Source organism: Streptomyces sp. NBC_00273, from assembly GCF_036178145.1.
In the GTDB taxonomy this organism is placed as follows: Bacteria; Actinomycetota; Actinomycetes; order Streptomycetales; family Streptomycetaceae; genus Streptomyces.
Map to the genome: position 1 here is coordinate 5,646,645 of NZ_CP108067.1, position 21,356 is coordinate 5,668,000.

Consider the following 21,356-nt stretch of genomic DNA (forward strand, 5'->3'; position numbering starts at 1 on the left):
TGCGGCCCCCATGAGTCCCCGTGAGTCCCCGTGGGCGCTTCAAGATCGCACTGACCAGGAACGTACGATCGAAAGCGTGACATTCGCCCAAGGTTCGAAGAACCCTTCCCGACGGGGCGGCCGCTCCTCCACCATGGGCGGCATGCCCCTCAATGACATGCCGTGGTGGCGCTGGCGCAGCAACGTGCGCTCGGCGCTGCACATGCTTTCCGATCCGGTCTTCCACGAGGACACCTGGCTGACCGGCGACGAGGCGTACGGCGACATCACCGACGCCGTGTACCGGCTCGTCGAGGACACCTGGCTCGACAGCTGGTCCGCCGAGAAGTACGTCGGCACGATCTTCCGGGACTCGCAGGAGGCGGCCGTCGTCGACCTCGCCGTGCTGCGGGTGCTCCGCATCCTCCACCAGGTCGGGCCCGACGCCCCCGTCTCCGCCTACCTGGAGCACCACGCGTGGCCCGAGGCGGTACGTGCCGCGCGCGAGGCGCACGTACGGCTGGCGGAAGCCGACGGGGACGATCCGGACGTGCGACCGACATCGCTCGATGTGTTGAAGATCCTCACCCGCGCGGTGTGAAAGGCTGTGCGGTCATGAGCGACCCGCACACCGAGGCCCAGGCCCAGCCCCAGTACGTCCTGACCATGTCCTGCCCCGACAAGCAGGGCATCGTGCATGCCGTGTCGAGTTACCTCTTCATGACCGGATGCAACATCGTGGACAGCCAGCAGTTCGGAGACCGGGAGACCGGACTCTTCTTCATGCGGGTGCACTTCGAGGCCGAGCCCCCGGTGACGGTCGAGAAGCTGCGCGCCAGCTTCGCCGCGATCGGCGACTCTTTCAAGATGGACTGGCAGATCCACCGCTCCGAGGAGCGCATGCGGATCATCCTCATGGTGTCCAAGTTCGGGCACTGCCTGAACGACCTGCTGTTCCGCACGCGGATCGGCGCCCTGCCGGTCGAGATCGCGGCCGTGGTCTCCAACCACACCGACTTCGCCGAACTGGTCGGCTCCTACGACATCCCGTTCGTGCACATCCCCGTCACCAAGGACACGAAGGCGGAGGCGGAGGCGCAGCTCCTGGAGCTGGTGCGCGCCGAGAACGTCGACCTGGTGGTCCTGGCGCGCTACATGCAGGTGCTGTCCGACAACCTGTGCACGGAGCTGAGCGGGCGGATCATCAACATCCACCACTCGTTCCTGCCGAGCTTCAAGGGCGCGAAGCCGTACCACCAGGCGCACGCGCGCGGTGTGAAGCTGATCGGCGCGACCGCGCACTACGTGACGGCGAACCTCGACGAGGGGCCGATCATCGAGCAGGAGGTCGAGCGGGTGGGCCACGAGGTGACGCCGGACCAGCTGGTCGCGATCGGGCGGGACGTGGAGTGCCAGGCGCTCGCGCGGGCGGTGAAGTGGCACAGCGAGCACCGCGTGCTGCTCAACGGCGCCCGCACGGTCGTCTTCGCGTAGCGAAGCACAGCCTCGCCGGCGATTGAGGCGCGGGGTCTGGAGCAGCGCCCCAGGAAGCCGGGCCGCAGGGACCGGATACCGGTGCGGGGCGCGGTGGGCCCGCGCGGGCCGGCTGCTGGGGGCGCTGCCCCCAGACCCCCGCGCCTCACATGCCGGCGGGGCCGAATCGTGCCGGCGCAGCCGGATGTACTGCCGAGCGCGCCGCAGGCGTTACGCGTCGGGGGCTTCCACGCCGCAGTAGCCCGCGAAGGCCGCCAGGATCTCGTCCTCCGAGATGCGGCCGTCCTGGTCCGCGTCCAGGGCGGCGGCCACCTGGGTGGCCAGCTCCGGGGCCGTGCCCAGGACGCGCAGGACCCGGGCGGCGTTCGGCGGGATCGTGCCGCCGCCGTCCTCGTCCGCCACCGCGATCACGGCCCGCAGGAACGGTCGCGCGATCTCCGCGAACCGCTCCGGGTTGTCGCGCAGCCGCTTCGCGGCCCCGGTGATGAACTCCTCGCGGGACACCCGCTGGTCCCCGTCGACGTCCGCGATGCCGGCCATTCCCTGCCAGAAGGCCTCGGCGCCCGCGAAGACGGCCTGGCCCTTGTCCGACCGGGCGGTGGTACCGAATTCGGCCAGGACGGCCTTCGCGGCAGCGCTGAAGTCCTCCCGGTCGATATACCCGGACCCGTCCTGGTCGAAGGTGGCGAATCGGGCGGCGATCTTGCGCTCGTATTCTGCGCTGTCCATTTCGGCGTTCCGCCTTCACATGTGCAGTGGGGTTCAGATCAAGACAAGGAAGGAGCGTAAGCCCTTTGCGGCCTGCGCGTTAAGCGAAGCGGTCAAGGGGGCGGCCGCATCGAACCCGCGCACGGGGAGCGCGGTGGGGCGCGTACACCTGTCCCCATGTGCCGTCGGGCGTACCACCGTTCACGCCCTGCCACGCCTCTATCACGCAGGGCGCACTTCCAGGGAGAGGTTCTTCCAAAACAGGCGCGATCCGCCATGTGCCCACTACATTCGTTGAGTCGACACACGGCTGGGGGCATTCATGCCGAAGGACTCACCACCGCGCTGGGACCGCCGCATGCAGCAGCGGCTCGCCCGTGGCGAAGCCGCCGCGCTCGGGGAACTGTACGACCGCTTCGCCTCGCTCGTGCACAGCCTGGCGCACCGGGTACTGGGCGACGAGAAAGCGGCGGACCGGATCACCCGAGAGGTCTTCGGCTACATCTGGGAGAACCCGGACGCCTACGACCCCAAGCAGGGCTCCATGCGCTCCTGGGTCGCCCGGATCACCCAGGGCCAGGCGGTGGCCCGCCTGCGCCAGGCCGAGCTGGGCCGCGGCTCGCGCGAGGAGCTGGAGCAGAAGGTGCGCACCGCCAATGCGGCCGCACGCGCCGACTACATCGTCACCTCGATGCCCGCGCCCCTGCGCGCCGCGCTGGAACTCGCCTACTTCAAGCGGCGGGACTACCGGCAGGCCGCCGCCGACCTGCAGATCAGCGAGGACGAGGCGCGGCGCAGGCTGCGGCTCGGGCTGCAGTTGCTGTCGACCGCCAACGCCCTCCCGCAGGAGGAAACCGCCCAGTCCGGATATGGAACGCCCCGATGAACGGCCCTCCCCAGCCGCCCGATGACGGATTCGAGCGTCCCGTCGGCCGGGCACGGATACCGGGTCCGCGCGGGGCCGCGGACGACCTCGACCCGGGGCACGCACCACGGTTGATGCCGCCGCTGCCGCCGCCGGTCGAGGTGCCGCCCCCGCCCTCGCACTCCGTGCTGAAGTCCCTGCTCGGGGCGTGGGCACTGGCGGCCTGCTCGGCCGAGGAGACCCAGGCGGTGGAGGACCACCTCACCGAGTGCGCGCCCTGCGCGGAGGAGGCGCTGCGGCTGCGCGACGCCGTGGGGCTGCTGCACCCGGAGGAGACCCTCGACCTGAAGCCGCTGCTGCGCTCGCGCGTCCTGGAGGACTGCCTGGGCAAGCGGCCGGCCCGCATCCCGGTGCCGGTCTGGGCGAGCCCGTACGACACCGAGACCGCGCGGCTCGACGCGCTGCTCCAGGACTTCGGGGACTCGGAGTGGCACACCCCGGTGCGGCTCAAGTGGTTCGAGGAGGAGCGGCGCCGGTCGCAGCGGACCACGGTGGCGGGCGTGATCGGCCATCTGCTGACGGTGGACGGGCTGATCGCCTCGGCGCTGGGGCTCGACGACCCGTTGGGTCCGGACGCGCCGAAGGGCGGGCCGACCGTGCGGACGGAGCACTTCTGGGCTGCGACTCCGCACCCGGTGACGCGGCAGGTCCGCGACCCGTGGCGGGAACAGGGCCACACGCTGGTGCGTACGGTCTCCTTCGCCGGCCGGGGAGTCGCCGAGCTGGCGGTGGACTACGGCGGCTTCGCCCTGCCGCTCGGGGACGCGTTCTTGGAACGGGCCTTCGAGTGCTGGGTGCACGCGTGGGACATTGCGGAGGCGGTGGACTACCCGTACGAGCCGCCGGCCGGGCCGCACCTGCACCGGATGATCGACCTGGCGGCGCGGCTCCTGCCGGGCGCGCTGGCGCAGCGCAGACGCGCCGGCCTGGCGGCCCCGGCGCGGGGACTGGTCGCGGCGGGCGCGCCCGGGCGGACCCTGCACCTGGAGATCGAGGGCTCGGGCGGCGGGGGCTGGGACATCGCGCTGGACTCGCCGGGGGCGAAGCCGTCGCCGGAACGCACGGTGGCGGAGATCGCCCTGGACGGGATCGAGTTCTGTCAGCTGGCAGCCGGGCACATCTCCCCGGAGGAGGCGGCGGTGGGCCAGCACGGTGACCGCGAGGCGATCCGCGACGTCCTGTTCGCGGCGGCGTCACTGAGCAGGCTGTAGGGGGTCGGCGAGGCGCGCGGGGCCGGCGTTTGTACGGGTACCACTGCGCGCGGGGCCCCCGCCCCCGCGGCCCCCGCCCCCGCGGCCCCCGCCCCCGCGGCGCGGCGGGGGCCGACCCCGGTAGGCGGAAGCCGATGGGGCGGTGCCGGGGAGGTGCGGCGGGGATCCGGTAGGCGGGATCCCCTTGGCCGGCATCAGGGACGTGCTGGGGGGTTCCCGTCAGTCCCATCGTCCTTCCGTGTCGTGCCGGTCCCTCAAGGGCGCTCCTCCTCCGTCGTCGCGTCGCTGCGCGATGGCCTTCGGCCACCCTTGACCGACCGTCCCGCCCCGGAGACACGAGGACAGCCGGGAACCCCCCAGAAGAACGGGCCGGGCGACAGAAGACCATCGGGGCGTCGGAGGAGCCCGGGCGGAGCCCGGAGCGCCCCAGATCGCTACGCGCTCCTGCCCGACGGCGTCCGCGAGCCTTCAGGGGCCGGACACAAGCCGCCCCAGATCGCTACGCGCTTCTCGATCACGCGTCCGCACGTCTCTTGGGCGGGTGCGGAGCCGCCATCGAACGCCACACACGATCTGAGTTCGGCGTCTGCGAGTCGTGCGCGGTTTGGAGCAAGACGCGTCCGATCTCTGCACCTTCCTGCGTCGGGCGTCAGCCGGCGGGCTCGACGTTGGAAACCGAGGTGGTGAACTCACGGCCGGATGCGTTTCGGATGTAGGCCAGTTCGACCCAGTGCTCGCGGCCAGAGCCCGAGACGTCTTCATTGATCACGGCCATCAGCTCACCCTCCACGCCAGAGGCGACGTCGCGGACGGGGTGGCGCAGGAGTCTGTGCGGTACGTATTCGTAGCGGTCACTCATCGACTTCTCGCTTCATGGTGCTGAGGAAACGCTCCCAGCCGACCAGGGCTCGGTCGAGCAGGTCCGAACTCGGCTCTCCTCTGGCAGCCACCGAAACGGCATCCTCTGTGTTGACGCCGAACGCATCGATGTGTGGGCGCATGCAGATCACTCCTCCGTAGCCCCAGACCGGACACGCATTGATGCTCCAACCCCCGTTGGAGCGTTGCTACCGCGTTCGCGGGACGTTTGGGACGATTGGGGAGTAGGTTCGTGCCGTCCCTGACGGGCTGTGGAGGCGAACCATGAATCACGCGCTGCGTCGAGCGATGGCGAATGCCAAGATGACCGAAGCGCAGCTTGCAGAAGCATGCGGGGTCGACACGAAGACGGTCAGTCGATGGATCACTGCGCCGAACCGCATTCCTCATGCCCGCCACCGTTGGGCGGCCTCTGAGGCGTTGGGTGAGGAGGAGGCAGCTTTGTGGCCGAACGCCGTACGGTCGGCACTCAGCACCGGGCCGGACCGGGAGATCGTCCAAGTCTTTCCCTATCGCTCGGCTGCGCCGACAAGCCTGTGGAAGTCTTTGGTGACCAAGGCGCAGCGCGAGCTGATGTTCGCCGGGTACACCAATTACTTTCTATGGCTGGAGCAAGCGAACTTGGCCGGCGCCCTGAGGCGGAAGGCTGAGGGCGGCTGCAGAGTGAGATTCCTGATCGGAGACCCGGACAGTCCGGTCACTGCTGCGCGAGAGGCTGAGGAAGGTGTGCCGCTGACGCTGTCCACCCGTATTGCCGTCACGCTGAACGAGTTGGAGAAGCTGCACGAGGTCAGTGGGATCGAGGGCAGGTTCGAGACCGGGCACGTCAACCTCTCCGTCTTCCGATTCGACGACGAGATGATCGTTACCCCGATCCTGGCGCGCAGGGTCGGCCACGATTCGCCGATGTTGCATTTGCGGCGGCGGCAGACGGACGGGATGTTCGACCGCTTCACGGCTCATGTCGAAGAGTTGTGGAGCCGTGGACGGGACATCCGAGAGGCGAGGCAAGATGCCCAGGCGTGACTACGAGGACGACCCCCACGCGCCGGTGGCGAACAGCCTGGTGCCGGCGGCCTCGGCGATCGTCGTTGACGACGACGGTCGAGTGTTGCTGCAACGACGCACGGACAACGAGATGTGGGCCTTGCCTGGCGGGAAGATGGAAATCGGGGAGAGCATCGGAGACTGCGCGGTTCGGGAGACACTCGAGGAAACCGGCATCGCAGTCGAGATCGTAGGGATCGTCGGTGCGTACACGAACCCCGGACACGTCTTCGCCTACGACGACGGAGAAGTCCGGCAGGAATTCTCGATCTGTCTTCTCGCCCAGCCCACGGGCGGAAGCCTCCGGACGTCCGACGAGTCGCTCGAGGTCGCCTGGTTCGCGCCCGAAGACACGGACGACCTTCAGATGGTGCCCAGCATCCGCAAGCGCATCGACGACTGGCGCGCCGGTCGTGGGCCCGTGGTGCGCTGACACCAAAGAAAGAGACCCGCGCCGCGGTTCCCTGCGGCGCCTCGGACTCCGTTCGATGAGTTCGGGTAGGCCGTGTGGCACGCATCGCCACGCTGAGCACGCGGTGATGAGAGGGGTAGGCATGTCGCAGAGCGAGGGTGCCCGATTGTTCCGGGAGGCCTGGATCGCGGGAGTGCACCGGCACTTTCCCGGGGAGCCGAAGGCCGGCTACGTCACTCCGTGGGAGGACACCCCGGATTGGGAGCGCGAGGCCGCAGGTTCGGTCTACGACCAGGTCCGGCAGTTCATCGAGATCAGTGGCGGTCGCACGTCGAGGCTGTCCCGTGAGCAGAAGAGCCGGTTCGTCGCGACGTGCTGGACAGCCCAGATGTTCAAGCACTTCGAAGACCCGAAGCCGGGCTATGTAGCCGACTGGCCCGACCTGCCGTCCTGGCAGCAGGAGACCGACGCGGACATCTTCGAAGCCGTCGAAAAGGCCCTCGACTGAATCAGATCGCTCCGGGAGCGTGGCGCTCCCACGTGGATCGAATGAAGGTGCGCGCACGCGATGGCTGAACCCGAGTCCTGCATACGTCGACACACTGCGTTGACGTCCGATCTGCGATCGACGATCACAGAGGTGTACGCAGAGGTACGTGCTGACCTTCTTGACCACCCGAACTACCGGGTGGACGTGTTCCTCGAGAGGCTCGACCGGCATGCGGACGAACCGGGGTGGGCAGCCGTGATGGCGTACACGTTGGAGGGTGCGGCAATCGGGTACGCCTACGCGAACACGATCGGTCCTGATGACCGTTGGTGGAAGCGGATGACTGTTCCTGCGGCTCCCCGCTTCACGGCCCGAGACACCGTCGCGGTGAAGGAGATCGGAGTCACTCCTGCACATCGAGGTGTTGGGCTCGCCCGCCGGATGCATGACGCGCTTCTCGATGGACGTCGCGAGCGCTATGCCACCCTGATGGTGAACCCTGCTGCCGGTGACGGGAAGGTCATGCGGTTGTACGAGGGCTGGGGGTATCGCGAGATCGGTGCGGTGCGGCCGGGAGCGGAGGCCCCCTGGCTGGTGTGCATGGGGCGGTCCGTTCGAATGTCAGACACCTTCCCACTGCCAGGGTCCGAGGAGTAGACCCTTGGTCCGGCCCATCCTCTGAGACGGAGCTGCCACCGACTCGCAGACGCCGAACTCAGATCGTGTGTGGCGTTCGATGGCGGCTCCGCACCCGCCCAAGAGACGTGCGGACGCGTGATCGAGAAGCGCGTAGCGATCTGGGGCGGCTTGTGTCCGGCCCCTGAAGGCTCGCGGACGCCGTCGGGCAGGAGCGCGTAGCGATCTGGGGCGCTCCGGGCTCCGCCCGGGCTCCTCCGACGCCCCGATGGTCTTCTGTCGCCCGGCCCGTTCCTCTGGGGGGTTCCCGGCTGTCCTCGTGTCTCCGGGGCGGGACGGTCGGTCAAGGGTGGCCGAAGGCCATCGCGCAGCGACGCGACGACGGAGGAGGAGCGCCCTTGAGGGACCGGCACGACACGGAAGGACGATGGGACTGACGGGAAACCCCCAGCACGTCCCTGATGCCGCCCAGCGCAGACCCGCCCCCAGCACCCCGCCGCACCTCGGGGGCGGGTGGGTAGCCGCCGACCCGGGGTGGCGGGGCCGCGGGGGTGAAGGCCCCGGGCACCGTGGCACCCGTACCGGCCCGACCCTTACGCGTACCGCTCCCTGAGCTTGTACTTCAGGACCTTGCGCAGGGTTTCGTTGCGGGGGAGGGCCTCCAGGAGTTCCAGTTGTTCCGGGAGCTTGTGGGTGGCCAGGCCTTGGGCGCGGAGGTAGGCGGTCAGCTGGGGGAGGGTCAGGGGGGAGGCTCCCGGGTGTTGTTCCACCACCGCGCAGACGCGTTCGCCGCGGGTGGGGTCCGGGAGGCCGATGACCGCCACGTCGGCGACGGCCGGGAGGCGGTGGAGGAGGTCCTCGATCTCCTTCGCCGAGACGTTCTCGCCCTTGCGGATGATGACGTCCTTGCTGCGGCCGGTGAGGACCAGGTAGCCGTCCTGCGTGAGGTGGCCGAGGTCGCCGGTGATCAGGTAGCCGTCGGGGTCGAAGGCCCCGGCCGGGTCGTCGCCGTTCAGGTAGCCCCGGCAGACCGCCTCGCCGCGCAGCCGTACTTCCCCGTCCGTGTCCGGCGGCAGCTCGGTGCCGTCCGGGGCGGTGATGCGGATGGACATGCCCGCCGGGGGGCGGCCCTCGGTGGTGGCGAGGTTCTCGGCGGTGTCGTCCGGAGAGCCCATGGTGATCATCGGGACCTCGGTCATGCCGTAGCCGTGGGTCAGCTGGCAGCGCAGCTCCCGTACGACCGCGTGGTAGATCTCCGGCGGCTTGGGGGCGCCGCCGCCCGCCAGGAGGCGCAGGGTGGGGATCAGCGGGACGTCCGGGGCCTTGCGCTGCTCGGTGAGGAACATGGAGTAGAAGGCGGTGGAGCCGCCGGCCACGGTGACCCCGTGGCGGCGGTACCCGTCCAGGGCATCGGGCATCGCGAACTTCTCGAAGAGCACCGCGGGGAAGCCGTACAGGAGGAGCATCACCAGGTAGTCGGGGCCGCCTATGTGCGCGTACGGGAAGGCCATGGAGCCGACGTCGGACGGGCTCAGGTGGAGGGCGTGGGCGAGGCAGGAGCCGCCCGCGATCAGGGAGCGGTCGGTGTGCAGGACGCCCTTGGGGTCGGAGGTGGTGCCGGAGGTCCAGTAGATCCAGCGGACGTCGGTGCCGGAGGCGGGCGGCGCGGGGAGTACGGCGGGGTCGCCGTCGGGGAGGGCCGCGTAGGCCTCGAAGACGCCGCGCGCGCCGAGGCGGGTGGCCATGGCGGCGTGGTCGAAGCCGCGCCAGGTTCCCGGGACGGCGAAGTGTTCGGCCTTGGACTCGCGGAGGGCGAAGCCGACCTCGCGGTCCCGGTAGAAGGGGATGATCGGGGTCTGGACGGCGCCGATCCGGGCGAGGGCGACGGAGAGCAGCACCGTTTCGATGCGGGTGGGGAGCTGCCAGGCGACGACCGTGCCGGGGCGTACGCCCATGGCGTGGAGGCCGGCGGCGACGCGTTCGGAGCGGTCGCGCAGTTCGCCGAAGGTGAGCCGGCGGTCGTGTGCGGGGTCCTCGGCGGCCTCGATCAGGGCGGTGGTGTCCGGGGCCAGCGCGGCCCGGCGGGAGACCAGTTCCCACAGGGTTCGGGACCGGCTCAGTTCTGTCGCGGTCGCGGTGTCCGTCATCCCAGACCTCCCCATAGCTGACGGATAGTCAGATCAAGCGCAGAGCGTAGGGCGCCGACGCTTGTCGGTCCAGGGGTGGCGGGGCTAGCTTGTTTCTGACGATCCATCAGATCGGTGAATTGGGGAGACCATGGAACTGCCTCGGATCATCAGCGTCGACGACCACGTGATCGAGCCCGCGCACCTGTTCGACGTTTGGCTGCCCGCCAAGTACCGCGACCGCGGCCCCAAGGCGCTCACCGCCGGCATCGGCGAACTCGCCTACACCGGCGGCAAGTACGTCATCACCATGGATCCCGACGGCCCGCCGACCGACTGGTGGATCTACGAGGACCTGAAGTTCCCGTACAAGCGCAACATCGCCGCCGTCGGCTTCGACCGCGACGACATGACCCTGGAGGGCATCACCCGCGAGGAGATGCGCCGGGGCTGCTGGGACCCCGCGGCGCGCCTCGCCGACATGGACCTCAACCACGTCGAGGCCTCGCTCTGCTTCCCGACCTTCCCGCGCTTTTGCGGGCAGACCTTCGCAGAGGCCCAGGACAAGGAAGTGGCCCTGGCCTGCGTGCGCGCCTACAACGACTGGATGGTCGAGGAGTGGTGCGGCGACAGCGGCGGTCGGCTCATCCCGCTGTGCATCATCCCGCTCTGGGACATCGACCTCGCCGTCGCCGAGATCCGGCGCAACGCCGCCCGCGGGGTGAGGGCCGTGACCTTCTCCGAGATCCCCACCTATCTCGGGCTCCCCTCCATCCACTCCGGCTACTGGGACCCCTTCTTCGCCGTCTGCCAGGAGACCGGCACGGTGGTCAACATGCACATCGGGTCCAGCTCCCAGATGCCCGCCGCCTCCCCCGACGCGCCCCCGGCCGTCCAAGCCTCGCTCAGCTTCAACAACGCGATGGCCTCGATGATGGACTTCCTCTTCAGCGGCGTCCTGGTGAAGTTCCCGACGCTCAAGCTCGCCTACAGCGAGGGCCAGATGGGCTGGATCCCCTACGCCCTGGAACGCGCCGACGACGTCTGGCAGGAGCACCGTGCCTGGGGCGGCGTCCGCGACCTGATCCCCGAGCCGCCGTCCACGTACTACTACCGGCAGATGTTCTGCTGCTTCTTCCGCGACAAGCACGGGATCGCCTCCCTCGACGTCGTCGGCCGCGACAACGCCACCTTCGAGACCGACTACCCGCACGTGGACTCGACCTTCCCGCACACCAAGGAGGTCGCCCTCGACCACGTGAAGGGCCTGGACGACGAGACGGTCTACAAGCTGATGCGCGGCAACGCCATCCGCATGCTCGGCCTCGACCTGGACAAGAGCCGCCGCTGATGGACCTGACCTACACCGAGGAGGAGCAGGACTTCCGGGCCCGGCTGCGCGCCTGGCTCGCCAAGGTGCTCCCCGAGCTGCCCGCCAAGCCGTCCCCCGACGACTGGCCGGGCCGGCGCGCGTACGACCTGGGCTGGCAGCGCCGGCTGTACGAGGCCGGGTACGCGGGCCTGCACTGGCCGGTGGACGCCGGCGGCCGCGGAGCCACGCCGACCCAGCACCTGATCTTCCTGGAGGAGACCGAGCGCGCCGGGGCCCCGTACGTCGGCGCGAACTTCGTCGGGCTGCTGCACGCCGGACCCACGATCGCCGCCGAGGGCACGGCGGAGCAGCGGGCGCGCTGGCTGCCGCCCGTACTGCGCGGCGACGAGGTGTGGTGCCAGGGCTTCAGCGAGCCGGACGCGGGCTCCGACCTGGCCTCCCTGCGGACGCGGGCCGTGCGCGACGGCGACGACTACGTGATCAGCGGGTCGAAGATCTGGACCTCGCACGCGGAGGTCGCCGACTGGTGCGAGCTGCTGGTGCGCACCGATCCCGGGGCGCCCAAGCACCGGGGGATCTCCTGGCTGGCCATGCCGATGGACGCGCCGGGGGTGAGCGTACGGCCGCTGCGCACGCTCGCCGGGTCGGCGGAGTTCGCGCAGGTGTTCCTCGACGAGGTACGGGTCCCGGTGGCCAACCGGGTCGGCGCGGAGAACGACGGCTGGCGGGTCACCATGGTCACGCTGTCCTTCGAGCGGGGCACCGCCTTCGTCGGCGAGGTCGTCGCCTGCCGCCGGACCCTGGGGGAACTGGCCCGGACGGCGAAGGCCAACGGCCGGTGGGACGACCCGGTGCTGCGGCGCAGGCTGGGCCGGCTGTACGGGGAGTTCGGCGCGTTGTGGCGGCTCACCCAGTGGAACGTCAGCGAGGCCGAGCGGTCGGCGGGCGGGGTCCCCGGCACCGGCGGTTCCGTCTTCAAGCTCGCCTACTCGCACGCCCGCCAGGAGCTGTACGACACGGCGGCGGAGGTCCTCGGGGCCCGGTCCCTGTCGTTGGAGGAGGAGTGGACCCTGGACCGGCTCTCCTCCCTCTCGTACACGATCGCGGCGGGCACCTCGCAGATCCAGCGCAACATCGTGGCCGAGCGGATCCTCGGCCTCCCGAAGGGCCGGTGAGGGGCGTGGACTTCCAGCCGACCGAGGACCAGAAGGACCTGCGGGCGGGCGTACGGGACCTGCTGGCGGGCCGGTACGGACGCGAGGCGCTGCGGGCGTCGGTGGACACGGGCGCGAGCGTGGACCGCGCACTGTGGCGGGAGCTCGGCGAGGCGGGCTTCTTCGCGTTGCGCCTGCCGGAATCCGAGGGCGGTGTGGGCCTGGGGCTGCCCGAGGCCGTGCTGGTCTTCGAGGAGGCCGGACGGGCGCTGGTGCCGGGGCCGCTGGTGGCCACGCACCTGGCCGCCGGGGTGGTCCCGGGGGCGGCGGCGGGGAAGGCGGTGGTGAGCGCCTTCGACCTGGACGGGCCGCTGGTGGCCCACCTCGGGGAGGCGGACGCGGTGCTGGGGGCGTCCGGGGTGCCCGCGGGCGAGCCGGTGCGTTCGGTGGACCCGCTGACCCCGCTGCACCGGGTGGCGGTGGCGGGCGACGCCTCGGCGTACCGGGAGGCGGGGGCGCTGCTGACGGCCGCGCTCCAGCTCGGGAGCGCGCTGCGGACGGTGGAGCTGGCGGTGCGGTACGCGGGCGAGCGCGAGCAGTTCGGGCAGCCGATCGGGGCGTTCCAGGCGGTCAAGCACCTGTGTGCGCGGATGCTGGTGCGGGCGGAGGTGGCCCGTACGGCGGTCTACGCGGCGGCGGTGACGGGGGACGCGGGCGAGGTGGCCGCGGCCAAGCTCCTGGCGGACGGGGCGGCGGTGCAGGGTGCCCGGGACTGCCTGCAGGTGCACGGCGGGATGGGCTTCACCTGGGAGGCGGACGTGCACCTGCACCTGAAGCGGGCCTGGGTGCGGGCCGAGCAGTGGCGGACGGCGGCGCAGGCGCAGGAGCTGCTGGCGCAGGAGCTGCTGGGCTCGGTGGAGGAGGCCGGGCAGGCGGGGTAGGCGGGGCGGGTGCGCCGCGTCCGGGTGGGGCAGGGCCCGTCGGCCGGAGGTGCTCGGCGGGCGTTGCTCACGGTGACATGGAGGCACGGCAGGGACGGCGCGGGACGCATGTCCGATTACAGAGAGTTGATATCGGTTTGTGTCCTTCGCCCGACTCATTGCGCCCCGGAAGCGGGGGCCTGCTCCGGTACGCTCCCACGAATGCGAGCGGTTGAGCGGCGCGAGCGTCGCACAGTATGCACCACGCCCACTCCTTCGCGCGGGAATATGCCCGAAGCGCTTGTTGTGGTGACTGTACGTCAACCATGCTGCTACGGAAGGGGATCACAGTCGGTGGTCCCGTCCTGTCGCGAGGCGAAGTGTCCGCCGGTTCGGATGGTGTGAGCGGTGCAGGTGCTTCAGGTTCAGCTGGAGGTCGGTGCGGATCCCGCCGAGGTCGGCCGGGCCCGCCGGTGGGCGCGTTCCCGGTTGGCGGGTTCGGGCATAGGGGACGACGAGCCGCTCGCCGAGACGCTGATCCTGCTGATCTCCGAGCTGGTCACGAACGCGGTCGTGCACACGGGCTGTCCGGCCGTGCTGCGGATGCTGTTCGGGGGGCCGGGGGTGCGGGTCGAGGTGGCCGACGCGAGCGACCGGGCGCCGAACCGCCGGCAGGCGTGCGGGGAGGACACGGGCGGTCGCGGCCTGGAGCTGGTCGACGGGCTGGCGGACCGCTGGGGCTGGCAGCGCGAGGGCGCGGGTAAACGGATCTGGTGCGAGATCGACCGCGCGCAGAAGACGACCTCGGACTGCGCGTCCGAGAGGCCCTCGGACGGCCCGTCGGAAAGCCATACTCCACCGCGGGAACCGCGCGTGTACCTCTAACGAGGTGTTGACGGTTCGTCACATCTTGATCACCCTGGTGTGGAGCGATTCGACGCGAGGGGACGCCAAGGGCAAGCCTTGACGAGTGCGGGTCGTGGGGTGGCGGCCGCCGTGCCGCGCTCGGGGCGTGCATGCGCGTCGCCGCCACCCGAAGAACCCGCCGGGCCGGGCTGCACCGAGCAGCCCGGCCCGATCGGTCACAGGCTCGCGAGGAGATCGTCGAGCGGGGCCGGCGCCCGGTCGGGGTCGAGGGCCTCGACGAGGAGACGGCCGTAGCGGATCTTGCGTCCCTTCTTCGTGCCGAGGAAGCGGCGCAACTGCTGCTGCCGGGGCCGACCGTGCTGGGCGGGCTGGCGCCCGAAGGTCTCCCAGGACCGGAGATCGCCCTCGGCCCGGAGGATCTCCTCGATCCTCGCGGTGCCCAGTGCGCGGATGAGTTCGTCCTCCAGGTCCGCCACGCACACGAAGAAGCCCTGCCGCGGTGCCCCGGCCCGTTCCAGCGCCCGGTCGTAGAAGGGCTGCTCGCGCTCGTCGCACAGTCCGGTCAGGCGCAGGCCGAGGCCGGGCGGCCCGAGGAGGCCGGTGTAGCGGGCCACGCTCATCGCCCCGCCCATCGGTACGACGCACACCCCCTCGGCGGCGAGGTCGCGGCCGCGCCGCGCGGCGAGCGCCTCGACGGCCGCGAGGTCGCTGGGCCCTTCCAGCAGCACCGCCGTCCGCACGTCCAGGTGGGCGGCCAGCTCGCTCGCGGCCCCGCCGGAACCGCCGCTCGCCCAGTCGTCGACCGCTGCCCGGAACGCCTGCATGTCCGCCATGGGGTGAGTCTGCGCCTTCACCGCCGCGGGGGCACGGAATTTTCCGCGGCGATCGGCTCCTGAGCCGGCGGTCGCGGCCGATCGGGGCGCTGAACCGCCGTGCCGGCTCGAGGTTTTGACCGGCAGCGACGGCGGTGTCACGAAGCGGTGTGCGCCACCGCCGCCGGTGCGGCTCTCGAAGGGTGGCTAGCCGTCGGTGCAGATCACGTCGTACGGGCGGCCGATCGCGATGGTCAGCTTGATCGGGTCGGTGGTGCCGGAGGGGCACTCGGCCTGCGTCTTGACGAGGCCGAGGACCTTCAGTGCGCCCGAGCCGCCGCAGGCGACCTCCTTGGCCTGGGAGGTCACGCAGTCACCCTTCACCAACTGGCCGCCGCCGGCGCCGGCGTCGCCGGGGTGCTCGCCCGACAGGTTGCGGCCGCAGACCGTGTTGGTGGGGATGCCGCTCGACTTGCCGCCGTAGGAGATGCTCACGTCGATCATCAGGTCCGTGCCGGGCGGGCACTGGATCGCGCCCGGGAGGATGCTGGCTTCCTTGATGTCGATCGCCTTGAAGGTGGCCCCGGAGTCGGAGCAGCCCGTCCGCTTGTATCCGTCGGGGGCCTTGGCCGGGTCGGGGCCGCCGCAGTCGCCGACCTTCCACGCGCTGGAGGTGTCGGAGGAGGACTCGGGGGATCCGGGGTCCTTGGCGCTGGGCTTGGCGGAAGGGGAGGCCGAGGGGGACGCCGATGGCTTGCCGTCGTCCTTGCGGAGCGACTGCAAGACGAAGTAGCCGCCGATGATGACCACGGCGAGCACGATGACGGTGACGATGTTGCCGCCCGAGCGGCGTCTGGGGGCAGGTGGCGGCGTTACCTGGTACGGGTTGGTCATGCGGGCTTCTCCTGCGGGAACGTGGTGGGGACGGGGTGGGGGCGGGGGGTGACGCGCGTACGGTGACGCGTCATGTCCACCTCATGGTTCCACCGGGACGGTCCGCGGGTGGCCGGGTTCGTCGGGTCCGCCGGCGCCGGCCCCGCCGGGCTCAGAGGACGGCCACCGGGGCCACGGGGGTACCGGTGCCGCCGACGAAGGGTTCCGGCATCGCGGAGAGGAGGAACGCGTACCGGTTCTCTTCTGCACAGGCTGTGGACAACTTTTCGAGGTTCCAGTTCTGGCCCTGGTGCATGCCCATCTCGACCAGGTCGAGGGCGTGCACGGGCAGCCACAGGTTCTCGATCTCCGGCGGGAAGATCTCGAAGGTCAGGGTGTCGTTCGCGACGGCCGCCACGTCCCGCGCGTGGAACCACTCGGGCGTACGGATCGACAGCCCGGGCGAGGGGAAGCCGTAGCCGTGCTTGTCGCCCGCCAGGTAGGCCTGTATCTGGCCGGTGCGGACCAGGACGATGTCCCCGGGGCGGACGGTGACCCCACCGAACTCCGCGGCTTCGTCGAGGTCCCCGGGGGTCACCGCGTGGTCGCCCGGAAGCCGGTCCAGCCCCTTCGCGCGCGCGACGTCGAGGAGCACCCCGCGCGAGACGATGTGGCCGGCCTTGTCGATGCCGCTGAACTCGGCGCGGCCGTGCGCCGTGATGGTGCCGGCCGGGCGGCCGTTGTAGATCTTCCCCGAGTGCGAGACGTGGGTGAGGGCGTCCCAGTGGGTGCCCGCCTGGAGGCCCATGCTCACGGCGTCGTCGCTGCACGCCACCGTGCCGGGGCCGAAGAGCTCCTGGTTGATCTGCACCATCGTGTGCAGCGGGTTGATCCGGCCGGGGATCATGCCGACCTGGACCCCGTCCTCCTTGAGCGGGAGGGCGAGCGGGATCCGGCGGCCGGTGCGGATCTGTGCCGCGGCGCCCCGGACCACCTCGTCGGTGATCAGGTTCAGGGTGCCGATCTCGTCGTCGGCGCCCCAGCGTCCCCAGTTGTTGACGCGCTTGGCGATGTCGTGGAACTCGGCGGGCAGGGTCATGGGCGTCGACAGCTCCTTGCGTGGATGCGGCGGTTACGACGGCAACGAGGGCTTGTGCAGGTGCATCTGACTAACCATAGAATCTAACGGTCCGTCAGAAATCGCGGGAAGGGGCCGGACGTGGGGAACTTCTTGGCAGGCAAGGTCGTCGCCGTCACCGGCGCCGGCCGGGGCATCGGGCGGGCCGTGGCACTCGCCGCGGCCGCCGAGGGCGCCAAGGTCGTCGTCAACGACTACGGGGTCGGGATCGAGGGCGCGGAGCCCACCAGCGAGATCGCCGAGGCCGTGGTGAAGGAGATCACCGCACTCGGCGGGGGCGCCGTCGCCGTCGCCGACGACATCTCCACCATGGCGGGCGGCCAGCGCCTCGTCGACACCGCGCTCGCGCAGTACGGCCGCATCGACGGCGTCGTGTGCGTGGCCGGCATCCTGCGCGAACGGATGCTCTTCAACATGTCCGAAGAGGAGTGGGACCCGGTCGTCGCCACCCACCTCAAGGGCACCTTCACCGTCTTCCGCGCCGCCTCCGCCGTCATGCGCAGGCAGGGCACGGGCACCCTGATCGGCTTCACCAGCGGCAACCACCAGGGCTCCGTCGCCCAGGCCAACTACAGCGCCGCCAAGGGCGGGATCATCTCGCTCGTCCGCTCCGCCGCACTGGGCCTGGCCAAGTACGGGGTCACGGCCAACGCCGTCGCACCCGTCGCCCGCACCCGCATGTCCGCGGGCGTCCCCATGGAGCTCAAGGAGATCGGCGAACCCGAGGACGTGGCGGCGCTGGTCACCTACCTGCTCAGCGACCGGGCCAGGGCCGAGGACATCACCGGCCAGGTCTACACGATCGCCGGCCCGAAGATCGCCGTCTGGGCGCAGCCGCGCGAGCTGCGCGCCGGATACGCCGAAGGCTCCTGGACGCCGGAGAAGATCGCCGACTTCCTGCCCGGCACGGTGGGCACCGACCCGATGCCGATGCTCGCGCAACTGGAGGCCATGGCCAAGGCGGCGGCCGCCAAGGACCGCCCCAACGCGTAGGACCGGACAGGACCAGGGGGAGCGGCGTGGACTTCAGCTTCGGGGCCGAGGACGAGGAGCTGCGCGGGCGCGCCCGGGCGTGGCTGACCGAGCACCTCGTGGGCCCGTACGCACGGGCCGTCGGCCTCGGCGGGCCGGGCAGCGAGCACGAGGGGGCCGGGATCCGGCGGGCCTGGGAGCGCGAGCTCGGCCGGGGCGGCTGGATCGGGCAGGGCTGGGAGGCCGACGGGTGGGGAAACCGGCGGCTGTCCCTGACCGGCCAGGTGGTGTGGGCCGAGGAGTACGCGGCCCTGCGCGCGCCCGGCCGGGTCGGCCACATCGGCGAGAACCTCCTCGCCCCGACGCTCATCGCCTACGGGTCGCCCGAGCAGCAGGGCCGCTTCCTGCCCGGCATCGCGCGGGGCGAGGAGCTGTGGTGCCAGGGCTACAGCGAGCCGGGCGCCGGATCCGACCTCGCGGGCATCCGTACGGCCGCGGTACGGGACGCGGCCGACGGCCTGTACCGGGTGACCGGGCAGAAGATCTGGACCTCGCTCGCCCAGGACGCCGACTGGTGCTTCGTGCTCGCCCGCACCGAGCCCGGCTCGCGCCGGCACCGGGGGCTCTCGTTCCTGCTCGTCCGCATGGACCAGCCCGGCCGCGTCGAGGTCCGGCCGATCCGGCAGATGTCGGGCACGAGCGAGTTCAACGAGGTCTTCTTCGACGGGGCGGTCGCAGCCGAGGTCGTCGGCGCCGAGGGCGAAGGCTGGACCGTGGCCATGGGCCTGCTCGCCCTGGAGCGCGGCGTCTCGACCCTGGTCCAGCAGATCGGCTTCGCGGCGGAACTGGAGCGCGTCCTGGCCGCGTACGCGGCGCGGGCCGCCTCGGGAGCCGGGGACCCCGTCCTGCGGGAGCGCCTGGTCCGGCAATGGGCCGAGCTGCGCACGATGCGGTGGAACGCGCTGCGCACCCTCGGCGCCGAGGGGGGCGCGGGCGGCGCGGGCGCGCCCAGCGTGGCGAAGCTGCTGTGGGGTGGCTGGCACCGGCGGCTCGGGGAGCTGGCGGTGCAGGTCCGCGGCGCGGCGGCCACGGCCGGGCCGGCGGGCTGGGCGCCCGGGCTCCCGTACGAACTCGGACTCGACGAGGAGCAGCGCCTGTTCCTGTTCACCCGCGCCGACACCATCTACGGCGGCTCGGACGAGATCCAGCGGAACATCATCGCCGAGCGCGTGCTCGGCCTGCCTAAGGAGTCCAGTTGAGAGGCGTCGTGTTCGACGGCAAGCAGGCTCAGGTGGTCGACGACCTGGAGATCCGGGACCCGGGGCCGGGGGAGGTGCTGGTCGCGATCGGCGCGGCCGGGCTGTGCCACAGCGACCTGTCGGTGATCGACGGGACGATCCCCTTCCCGCCGCCGGTGGTGCTCGGGCACGAGGGCGCGGGGGTCGTGGAGGCGGTGGGCCCGGGCGTCACCCACGTGGTGCCGGGCGATCACGTGGCGCTGTCCACCCTGGCCAACTGCGGGGCGTGCGCGGACTGCGACCGGGGTCGGCCGACGATGTGCCGCAAGGCGATCGGGATGCCGGGCCAGCCGTTCTCGCGGGGCGGGAAGCCGCTGTTCCAGTTCGCCTCCAACTCCGCCTTCGCCGAGCGCACGCTGGTCAAGGCCGTGCAGGCCGTGAAGATCCCGGCCGACATCCCGCTGACCTCGGCGGCGCTCATCGGCTGCGGGGTCCTCACGGGGGTGGGGGCCGTACTGAACCGGGCGCGGGTGGACCGCGGTGAGACGGTGGTCGTCATAGGCACCGGCGGCATCGGGCTGAACGTGCTGCAAGGGGCCCGGATCGCGGGCGCCACGACGATCGTGGCGGTGGACGCGAACCCGGCGAAGGAGGCGGTGGCCCGGCAGTTCGGCGCCACGCACTTCATCGACGCGTCCGCCGTGACCGACCCGTCGGCGGCGGTCCGCGAGATCCTGCCGACCGGCGCCGACCACGCCTTCGAGTGCGTGGGCAACGTCAAGCTGATCCGCCAGGCGATCGACCTCCTCGACCGGCACGGCCAGGCGGTCCTGCTCGGCGTGCCCGGCTTCCGGGAGGAGGCGTCGTTCCTCGTGTCGTCCATGTACCTGGACAAGACGATCATGGGCTGCCGGTACGGGTCCTCCCGCCCGCAGCGCGACATCGCGCTCTACGCCGAGCTCTACCGGCAGGGCGGGCTGCTGCTGGACGAACTGGTGACGGAGGTCTACCCGGTCGAGGACTTCGCCAAGGCCGTGGACGACGCCCACCACGGACGGGTGGCCAGGGGAGTGCTCACCTTCTGACGCGCGGCCACCGCTCCCCGGAAACGGCTCGGCTCCCCCGCCGGCGGGATCGCACCCGCCGGCGGAGGAGCCGTGAACCGTGTCACCGTCAGTCGAGGACGTCCGGGATCGGGTCGGTGTTGCCGCGCTGCAGTGCCGCCCCGGAGCCGGCGCTCGAACCGAGCGCCCAGTCCATGAGCTTCATCGAGTCCGCGTAGCGCTCCTCGTCGTTCAGCAGGACGCCGATGACGGTCTTGCCGTTACGGGTCGCGGAGTAGACGAGGCACTTGCCCGCGGCGGTGCCGGTGCCGGTCTTGACACCGATCGCACCCGGGTACGCGTAGCCGGTGGGACGCTCCCTGATGAGCAGGTTGCTGTTGCCCCACGTGGCGTCGGTCGAGGTGCCGCCCGTGCTGTAGGTCTTCGCCGCCACGATCTTCGGGAAGGTGACGCCCGACATCGCGTACTTGGTGAGCTTCGCCAGGTCGCGGGCGGTGGTGAGGTTCTTGCCGGTCGGCGAGATGCCGTCGAAGGAGTCGTAGACGGTCTTGGTCATGCCCAGCGACTTCGCCTTGGCGTTCATCTGTGCGATGAAGTCCGCCGTGCGGGCCTGCGTGGTCGCGCCCTTGCCGAAGGTGTCGGCGAGCGCGTAGGCCGCGTCGCAGCCCGACGGGAGCATCAGCCCGTACAGCAGCTGGCGGACCGTCGGGGTGGAACCCACCTTCAGGTGGGCCGAGCTGGCGCCCTCGCGGACGACGTAGTCCACGTACTCCTGCTTGATGGTGATCTTCTGGTCGTAGTTCAGGTTGGGCGTGCGCATCACGACCTGGGCGGTCATGATCTTCGTGGTGCTCGCCCCCTGCCGCTGGGTGTCAGCGTCCTTGCTGGCCAGCGTGGCCCCGCTGGTGCCGTCGATCAGGATCGAGCCGGCGGCCGTGACGGGAGGTGCGGCGACCGGAGCCGCCGACGAGGCCGGCGCAGCGGCCACCAGGAAGGCCCCGGTGGCGACCGTGACGGCGATCGCGCCGCGCGTGCGGCGCATCAGGTTCAGTATCAAATCAAATCCCCGCGTTTCCGA

The 21,356-nt window shown here is 71.0% G+C and carries 23 protein-coding genes; 15 read left to right on the plus strand and 8 right to left on the minus strand.

The window, feature by feature from the left end:
- Positions 1-133 precede the first annotated feature (133 nt).
- Positions 134-580, plus strand: a complete 447-nt coding sequence (locus OG386_RS24955; protein WP_030012051.1) for an SCO4402 family protein — start codon at positions 134-136, stop codon at positions 578-580.
- 14 nt (positions 581-594) lie between these two features.
- Entirely contained in the window at positions 595-1,473 is an 879-nt protein-coding gene (purU, locus tag OG386_RS24960; RefSeq protein WP_327384720.1) for a formyltetrahydrofolate deformylase, read from the plus strand.
- A gap of 210 nt (positions 1,474-1,683) precedes the next feature.
- Here purU and OG386_RS24965 read toward each other — a convergent pair whose 3' ends face one another.
- Positions 1,684-2,202, minus strand: coding sequence for an EF-hand domain-containing protein (locus OG386_RS24965; protein WP_328789960.1), 519 nt, complete (start codon positions 2,200-2,202; stop codon positions 1,684-1,686).
- Positions 2,203-2,503: 301 nt separating this feature from the next.
- Here OG386_RS24965 and OG386_RS24970 point away from each other — a divergent pair, with 301 nt between their 5' ends.
- Positions 2,504-3,067, plus strand: a complete 564-nt coding sequence (locus OG386_RS24970) for a sigma-70 family RNA polymerase sigma factor (RefSeq protein WP_328789961.1) — start codon at positions 2,504-2,506, stop codon at positions 3,065-3,067.
- Positions 3,064-4,317, plus strand: coding sequence for a zf-HC2 domain-containing protein (locus OG386_RS24975; RefSeq protein ID WP_328789962.1), 1,254 nt, complete (start codon positions 3,064-3,066; stop codon positions 4,315-4,317). The genes OG386_RS24970 and OG386_RS24975 overlap by 4 nt, the downstream gene beginning before the upstream one ends.
- A gap of 649 nt (positions 4,318-4,966) precedes the next feature.
- Here the strand turns inward: OG386_RS24975 and OG386_RS24980 are convergent.
- Both OG386_RS24980 and OG386_RS24985 read right to left on the minus strand, forming a co-directional pair.
- Positions 4,967-5,176, minus strand: a complete 210-nt coding sequence (locus OG386_RS24980; RefSeq protein WP_327384723.1) for a hypothetical protein — start codon at positions 5,174-5,176, stop codon at positions 4,967-4,969.
- Positions 5,169-5,318, minus strand: coding sequence for a hypothetical protein (locus OG386_RS24985; RefSeq protein WP_327384724.1), 150 nt, complete (start codon positions 5,316-5,318; stop codon positions 5,169-5,171). Before OG386_RS24985 ends, OG386_RS24980 begins: the two co-directional genes overlap by 8 nt.
- A 142-nt stretch (positions 5,319-5,460) precedes the next feature.
- On the opposite strand from OG386_RS24985, the gene OG386_RS24990 reads away from it, so the two are divergent.
- From OG386_RS24990 to OG386_RS25005, 4 genes are all read left to right on the plus strand, one after another.
- A complete protein-coding gene (locus OG386_RS24990) occupies positions 5,461-6,222 on the plus strand; it encodes an XRE family transcriptional regulator (RefSeq protein WP_328789963.1) in 762 nt (253 codons plus the stop codon).
- Entirely contained in the window at positions 6,209-6,676 is a 468-nt protein-coding gene (locus tag OG386_RS24995) for an NUDIX hydrolase (RefSeq protein ID WP_328789964.1), read from the plus strand. Before OG386_RS24990 ends, OG386_RS24995 begins: the two co-directional genes overlap by 14 nt.
- A gap of 121 nt (positions 6,677-6,797) precedes the next feature.
- Entirely contained in the window at positions 6,798-7,163 is a 366-nt protein-coding gene (locus OG386_RS25000; RefSeq protein WP_328789965.1) for a hypothetical protein, read from the plus strand.
- A 60-nt stretch (positions 7,164-7,223) separates the two neighbouring features.
- Positions 7,224-7,802, plus strand: a complete 579-nt coding sequence (locus tag OG386_RS25005) for a GNAT family N-acetyltransferase (protein ID WP_328789966.1) — start codon at positions 7,224-7,226, stop codon at positions 7,800-7,802.
- 572 nt (positions 7,803-8,374) lie between these two features.
- Here the strand turns inward: OG386_RS25005 and OG386_RS25010 are convergent.
- Complete coding sequence (locus tag OG386_RS25010; protein ID WP_328789967.1) at positions 8,375-9,928, minus strand: AMP-binding protein; 1,554 nt, start codon at positions 9,926-9,928, stop codon at positions 8,375-8,377.
- A gap of 130 nt (positions 9,929-10,058) precedes the next feature.
- Between OG386_RS25010 and OG386_RS25015 the strand changes: the two genes are divergently transcribed.
- From OG386_RS25015 to OG386_RS25030, 4 genes are all read left to right on the plus strand, one after another.
- Entirely contained in the window at positions 10,059-11,258 is a 1,200-nt protein-coding gene (locus OG386_RS25015) for an amidohydrolase family protein (RefSeq protein ID WP_327384730.1), read from the plus strand.
- Entirely contained in the window at positions 11,258-12,415 is a 1,158-nt protein-coding gene (locus OG386_RS25020; RefSeq protein WP_328789968.1) for an acyl-CoA dehydrogenase, read from the plus strand. Before OG386_RS25015 ends, OG386_RS25020 begins: the two co-directional genes overlap by 1 nt.
- Before the next feature lie 5 nt (positions 12,416-12,420).
- Positions 12,421-13,335 (plus strand): acyl-CoA dehydrogenase family protein, encoded by a 915-nt coding sequence (locus tag OG386_RS25025; protein WP_328789969.1) that lies wholly within the window; start codon positions 12,421-12,423, stop codon positions 13,333-13,335.
- 387 nt (positions 13,336-13,722) lie between these two features.
- On the plus strand, positions 13,723-14,199 hold the full coding sequence (locus OG386_RS25030) for an ATP-binding protein (protein ID WP_328789970.1): 477 nt from the start codon (positions 13,723-13,725) through the stop codon (positions 14,197-14,199).
- 197 nt (positions 14,200-14,396) lie between these two features.
- Here OG386_RS25030 and OG386_RS25035 read toward each other — a convergent pair whose 3' ends face one another.
- The 3 genes from OG386_RS25035 to OG386_RS25045 all read right to left on the minus strand — a co-directional run bounded on the left by OG386_RS25035 (position 14,397) and on the right by OG386_RS25045 (position 16,965).
- Positions 14,397-15,014 (minus strand): TOPRIM nucleotidyl transferase/hydrolase domain-containing protein, encoded by a 618-nt coding sequence (locus OG386_RS25035; protein ID WP_327384734.1) that lies wholly within the window; start codon positions 15,012-15,014, stop codon positions 14,397-14,399.
- Positions 15,015-15,200: 186 nt separating this feature from the next.
- Positions 15,201-15,887 carry a hypothetical protein gene (locus OG386_RS25040; protein ID WP_328789971.1) on the minus strand — a complete coding sequence of 229 codons (687 nt, stop codon included), beginning with the start codon at positions 15,885-15,887 and terminating at the stop codon, positions 15,201-15,203.
- 151 nt (positions 15,888-16,038) lie between these two features.
- Positions 16,039-16,965, minus strand: a complete 927-nt coding sequence (locus OG386_RS25045; protein WP_328789972.1) for a cyclase family protein — start codon at positions 16,963-16,965, stop codon at positions 16,039-16,041.
- A gap of 120 nt (positions 16,966-17,085) precedes the next feature.
- Here OG386_RS25045 and OG386_RS25050 point away from each other — a divergent pair, with 120 nt between their 5' ends.
- Genes OG386_RS25050 through OG386_RS25060 form a run of 3 tightly spaced genes read left to right on the plus strand, consistent with a single transcriptional unit; the run spans position 17,086 to position 20,299 of the window.
- Positions 17,086-17,997: an SDR family oxidoreductase gene (locus tag OG386_RS25050; protein ID WP_328789973.1), complete on the plus strand. Its 912-nt coding sequence runs from the start codon at positions 17,086-17,088 to the stop codon at positions 17,995-17,997.
- A 26-nt stretch (positions 17,998-18,023) separates the two neighbouring features.
- The gene (locus OG386_RS25055; protein WP_328789974.1) at positions 18,024-19,235 is read left to right on the plus strand and encodes an acyl-CoA dehydrogenase family protein; all 1,212 of its coding nucleotides are present in this window, start codon (positions 18,024-18,026) and stop codon (positions 19,233-19,235) included.
- Positions 19,232-20,299: a Zn-dependent alcohol dehydrogenase gene (locus tag OG386_RS25060; protein WP_328789975.1), complete on the plus strand. Its 1,068-nt coding sequence runs from the start codon at positions 19,232-19,234 to the stop codon at positions 20,297-20,299. The genes OG386_RS25055 and OG386_RS25060 overlap by 4 nt, the downstream gene beginning before the upstream one ends.
- An 88-nt stretch (positions 20,300-20,387) precedes the next feature.
- Here the strand turns inward: OG386_RS25060 and OG386_RS25065 are convergent, their stop codons facing one another.
- Complete coding sequence (locus OG386_RS25065; RefSeq protein WP_328789976.1) at positions 20,388-21,320, minus strand: D-alanyl-D-alanine carboxypeptidase family protein; 933 nt, start codon at positions 21,318-21,320, stop codon at positions 20,388-20,390.
- Between the last annotated feature and the right edge of the window lie 36 nt (positions 21,321-21,356).